Here is a 4924-nt window from a genome sequence, read left to right as displayed (position 1 = left end):
CGGTGGCGGCGATGCCGCCGGCACAGAGCTGGCCCTCGCCGCCGACGTTGACCAGACCGGCGCGGTAGGCCACGACGAACCCGGCGGCGACCAGCATCAGCACCGCCACGCCGTTGAGCGACTCGCCGATGGCGTACGGCGTGCCGACCATGCCCTCGACCAGCGCGGCGACGGCGGTACCGGGGTCCGCCCCGGCGACGGCGGCCAGGACGAGCCCGGCGAGGAGGGCGACGACGACCGCGCCCGCGGCCACGGTCGCAGGATGCAGGAGGCGGTTCATGCTGCTGTTCCCGTCATGAGGGCGCCGATCTCGGCGGCGGCGGTGGGCTCGCGGGCGTCGACCGGGCCGAGGAGCCTGCCCCGGTAGCCCACGAGGATCCGGTCGCAGAGCGCGAGCAGCTCCGGGACCTCGCTGGACACCACGAGCACGGCGACCCCGCGGTCCGCGGCCTCGCGCAGCCTGGCGAGGACGGCGGCCACGGCGCCGACGTCTAGCCCGCGGGTGGGCTGGGCGGCGACCAGCACCCGCAGCCCGTCGATCGCCAGCTCGCGGGCCAGGACGACCTTCTGCTGGTTGCCGCCGGAGAGCGACCGCATCTCCGCGCGCGGCCCGTCGGTGCGGATCCGGTACTCGGCGATCACCGCGGCCGCGGCGGCGTCCAGCGCCTTGCGCTGCAGCAGCCCCCGCCTCCGGAAGCGGTCCAGGTCGGCGAGGAAGAGGTTCTCCGCCACCGACAGCGCGCCGACGATGCCCTCGTGGTGCCGGTCCTCGGGCACCACGCCCAAGCCGTGGCGGGTGCGGACGGCGGGGGTGGCGGTGGTGATGTCGGTGTCCGCGAGCAGGACGGTGCCCTCGGTGGGGCGCAACGCGCCCGAGAGGACGCGGACCAGCTCGGACTGCCCGTTGCCCTCCACACCGGCGATCCCGGTGATCTCCCCGGCCCGCAGGTCGAGATCGGCGGCCGCGAGGGCGGAGGTGCCGTCGGGGCCACGGACGGTGAGACCCCGCACGGAGAGCACGTTTCGTGCGCTCAGCGCGGTTCCCGCCCCCTCGGACGACGCTGGGTGCACGTTTCGTGCGCTCAGCGCGGTTCCCGCCCCCTCGGACGACGCTGGGTGCACGTTTCGTGCGCTCAGCGCGGTCCCCGCCCCCTCCGACGGCGCGGAGCGCGCGTTCCCTCCGATCTCTGTGGGCTCGAGCCCCACCGCACCCGCGGTGTCGGCGTCGAGGTCGGCGGGGTCCTTGCCCAGCATCAGCGACAGCAGCCGCGGGACCGGGACCTCGGAGAGCCGCCCGCCGCCGGCGACCGACCCGTTCCTCAGCACGGTGGCGGCGTCGGCGACCCGGGCGACCTCGCCGAGCTTGTGGGTCACCAGGACCACCGCCCGCCCGGAGGCGGCGACGGCCTGGCAGGTGCCGATGAGGGCGTCGATCTCGGCGCCGTCGAGGACGCCGGTGGGCTCGTCGAGCAGGACGAGGTCCGGGTCGGGCAGCAGGGCCTTGACGATCTCCACCTTCTGCCGCGCCCCGACCGGGAGGTCGGCGACCCGGCGCCCGGTGTCGACGACGAGGCCGAACTCGTCGGCGATCCGGTCCAGCCGTTCCCGCAGCCCACGGCGTCGGACCAACTGCAGGTTCTCCTGCACGGTCATGGTCGAGACCAGCGAGAAGTGCTGGTGCACCATGGCCACACCGCGGCCGAGCGCGTCGGCCGGGGAGCCGGGGGAGTAGGTCTCGCCGCGCAGAGCCATGCGGCCGGTCGTGGCCCGCACCCCGCCGTTGACCAGGTTGCACAGGGTGGACTTGCCCGCCCCGTTCTCACCCAGGACGCAGTGCACGGTCCCGGCGGCGACCGAGAGGCTGACGTCGTGCAGCGCCCAGGTGTCCCCGACCGCGCCGTAGCGCTTGCCGAGCCCGCTCAGCTCGAGGAGGCCGCCCATGTCAGTAGGGCCGAACGGCGCCGGAGGCGAGGTCCGCCTCGGCCTTCTGGAGGGTGGCGACGACGGCGGGGTCCTGGCTGCAGAGCACGAAGTCCGTGCCGCCGTTGGGGGAGGTCAGACCGAAGCGGACCTGCTCGGCCTTCCAGGTCCCGCCCTGGACGGCCGACACGGCGTACTCGATCTCCTTGCCGATGTCGGTGTGGACGTAGCCGACGTACCGGCCGTCGGCGCAGTCGCCGGGGATCGGGCCGCCGACCATGGCCTTGCCGCCCTCCTGGGCGGCCTGCTGCATGCCCTGCTTGCCCAGGTTCACGATCTGGCCGAGGACGTCGGCACCCGCGCCGAACGTGGCCGACGCCGCCTGCTTGGCCTTGGCCGGGTCGTTGAAGTCGCCGACGTACTGCGGCGGGAGGACCGTGGCGTCCGGCTTCGCGAAGCGCGCGCCGTTGCCGTAGGCGGTCGCGGCGTTGACGATCGCGGGCAGCTCCACGCCGCCGACGAACCCGACCGCGCCGCTCGGCGCGCTCATCGCGGACACCGCGCCCGAGAGGAACTCGGCCTCGGCCTGCTGCGGGTCGTAGTAGGCGAGGTTGGGCAGGGGGGCGGCGTCGGCGGGGCCGCCGATCTCCACGAACCTCACCTCGGGGAACTGCGGGGCGACCTTGCGGACGTCGGCGTCGGTCTGTCCGCCGAGCGAGACGACCAGGTCGTTCTGGCTCGCGAACCGGACCAGGGCCTGCTCGTAGTCGGAGGCCTCGACCTGCTCGACATAGCTCAGCTCGACCCCGCCCGCCTGCTCGAGACGCTGGTAGCCGAGGAAGCCGGACTGCATGAAGCCGGTGTCCGAGACGGACCCTGGGAAGAAGACGCCGACCTTCAGGGCGTCCGATGTGGAGGACTCGGTGGCGCCGGAGCCACAGGCGGACAACGCGATCGCGGCCGTGACGGCGAGTGCGCCGAGAGCGGCGGGGCGTCGGGTGCGGGGCATCGGAACTCTTCTCTCTTAGTGGTATACCGCTAAGGGGAAGAGTGGAGATCCTGTATTGCGACGGTGTTACCGATGAGTAAGGCGATCAAGATCGTGTCGAAACATGAGCCGGTCCGCAGCGGCGCGCGGGCTACGGTGGTCCGCGTGACCGGGTCCCTGCGCGACAGCACCTACGCCGAGCTGCGCAGCCGGATCGTCAACCTGGTCTACCAGCCGGGGGAGCGGCTGATCGAGCGCGACCTCGCCGCGGAGCTGGCGGTCTCCCGGATCCCGCTGCGCGAGGCCATGCAGCTCCTGCAGAACGACGGCCTCGTCGTCCTCGTGCCGCGGCAGGGGGCGATCGTCGCCCCGTTCACCGCCGACGACGTCCGCGACCTGTTCGACGTCCGGGAGAGCCTCGAGGTCCTCGCCGTCCGGTTGGCGGCCGAGCGTGCCTCCGACGACGGCCTCGGTCGGCTCCGGGAGCAGATGGACCTGGCCCGCGACGCCATCTCCCGCTGCGACGACCCCGGCGTCGCCGCGGCCAACTCGGGCTTCCACCGGGTGCTCGTCGAGGTGGCGGCCAACCCGCTGCTGTCGGTGATGATGGGTCCGCTGGCGGCCCGCGTGCAGTGGCTGTTCCACCTCACGAAGCAGCGTGACCTGGTGCTCCAGTGCGACGAGCACCAGGAGGTCTACGACGCCGTCGCCGCCGGGGACGCCGACCTCGCGGCCCGGCACATGTTCGAGCACGTGACCTCGGGCCGCGACGAGAGCATCGCCCTCGCGAAGGGATGGTCCGTGATCGACCCGGTGGCGGCGACCCGCACCCGTCGCCGGTAGCATCGGCGGTGCGGACGAGCAGGCCGGGCGACCGCGTCGGCCCCCTGTCGTGATGGCAGAGGGCCGCCGAGGAAAGTCCGGACTCCGCAGGGCAGGGTGGTTCGCTAACGGCAACCCGGGGTGACCCGCGGGACAGTGCCACAGAGAACAGACCGCCTCCGGCGCGAGTCGGGGGTAAGGGTGAAACGGTGGTGTAAGAGACCACCAGCACCCCGGGTGACCGGGGTGGCTCGGTAAACCCCACCCGGAGCAAGGCCAAGAGGCTCTCCCCGGAGAGCTGCGCAGGTGTTCGAGGGCGGCCCGCCCGAGCCTGCGGGTAGGCCGCTCGAGCCTGCCGGTGACGGTAGGCCTAGATGGATGGTCGCCGAACGGGACGCCGCAAGGCCCCCGGGAACAGGATCCGGCTTACAGGCCTGCTCGTCCGCCCTGTACTTCTGACCTGTGGGAATGCTGACGACGGCCCTGATTCGGGCGCGATTCGGGCACAGTGGCATTGATCTCCTGCATCAGGCTGATCAACTGTTCGTCCTCGGGCGCGCCCTCCCTCGACGCCTCGAGGACCGAGTCGAGGGCTTCCTGTGTGCGATCGTCGGAGTCCGGCCAGAGGTGTGCGTAGGTGTCCAAGGTCTCGGCGGCGGTCGCATGCCCGAGACGTCGCTGGATCCGCGACCACTCGCCCCCTGCCTCCGCGAGCCGTCGGGCCCGTCCTCGCGGATGGTGCGCACCTACCGCTGCCGCGGGCGCGGGTGGTGGAGATCGTGGCGACCTCGTGGTCGCCGATGAGCCCGGTGACCTTCTGGAGGAAGGCATGGTCGCCGACGCCGGCGCCGACGATCGTGATCGTGGCGGCGGACCAGAGGGCGTCCCTGCCCTGGTCACCCCAGACGCCGACGCCTTGTTGGTCGCTCTGCAGCATCGTGAGGACCCGGATGCCGCGGGAGCCGTAGTGGCTGTAGCGCACCGTGAGCACGAGCTCCTATCGCTGCTGCTGTTCGGCCTCGGAGCACTGTCCGAGGCGGAGGCCCGGCAGCTCGTCGCGCTGCTCGAGGAGGTTCGCGACGCCACCTGCCCGGCGAGTCGGCCGGCGCAGCCTGCCTGCGCGGCGGTCGGCGGGGGCGGTTGGGCCATCTAGGATGAGGTGCAGGATCTCCGGACCGGGGTCCGTGGCCGTGT

The 4924-nt window shown here is 72.6% G+C and carries 3 protein-coding genes, 1 other RNA gene and 2 pseudogenes; 2 read left to right on the top strand and 4 right to left on the bottom strand.

The genetic code is table 11. The features are described from left to right. The 3 genes and pseudogenes from H5J29_RS20750 to H5J29_RS20740 form a co-directional block, all read right to left on the bottom strand. Nucleotides 1–280: pseudogene (locus H5J29_RS20750) on the bottom strand (hypothetical protein); the annotation flags it as partial. Further along, nucleotides 277–1941 (bottom strand): ABC transporter ATP-binding protein, encoded by a 1665-nt coding sequence (locus H5J29_RS20745; RefSeq protein ID WP_181782714.1) that lies wholly within the window; start codon nucleotides 1939–1941, stop codon nucleotides 277–279. The gene H5J29_RS20745 and the pseudogene H5J29_RS20750, both read right to left, overlap by 4 nt. A gap of 1 nt (nucleotide 1942) precedes the next feature. Continuing rightward, nucleotides 1943–2929, bottom strand: a complete 987-nt coding sequence (locus tag H5J29_RS20740) for a BMP family protein (RefSeq protein WP_181782713.1) — start codon at nucleotides 2927–2929, stop codon at nucleotides 1943–1945. A 144-nt stretch (nucleotides 2930–3073) separates the two neighbouring features. Here H5J29_RS20740 and H5J29_RS20735 point away from each other — a divergent pair, with 144 nt between their 5' ends. Then, complete coding sequence (locus tag H5J29_RS20735; RefSeq protein WP_220187705.1) at nucleotides 3074–3751, top strand: GntR family transcriptional regulator; 678 nt, start codon at nucleotides 3074–3076, stop codon at nucleotides 3749–3751. Between the two features lie 15 nt (nucleotides 3752–3766). After that, nucleotides 3767–4175, top strand: an RNA gene (gene rnpB, locus H5J29_RS20730) — RNase P RNA component class A. A gap of 363 nt (nucleotides 4176–4538) precedes the next feature. Here rnpB and H5J29_RS36605 read toward each other — a convergent pair. After that, nucleotides 4539–4667: pseudogene (locus tag H5J29_RS36605) on the bottom strand (TraM recognition domain-containing protein); the annotation flags it as partial. Nucleotides 4668–4924: the final 257 nt, after the last annotated feature.

This window comes from Pseudonocardia pini, assembly GCF_013870575.1.
Lineage (GTDB): Bacteria > Actinomycetota > Actinomycetes > Mycobacteriales > Pseudonocardiaceae > Pseudonocardia > Pseudonocardia pini.
Note: the sequence above shows the minus strand (reverse complement) of the source record. Positions and strands in the feature narration are given on the sequence as shown.

Excerpts from the sequence above, each read along its gene's own strand:
- H5J29_RS20745 (WP_181782714.1), bottom strand. The coding sequence starts at position 1,941 with ATGGGCGGCCTCCTCGAGCTGAGCGGGCTCGGCAAGCGCTACGGCGCG.
- H5J29_RS20740 (WP_181782713.1), bottom strand. The coding sequence starts at position 2,929 with ATGCCCCGCACCCGACGCCCCGCCGCTCTCGGCGCACTCGCCGTCACG.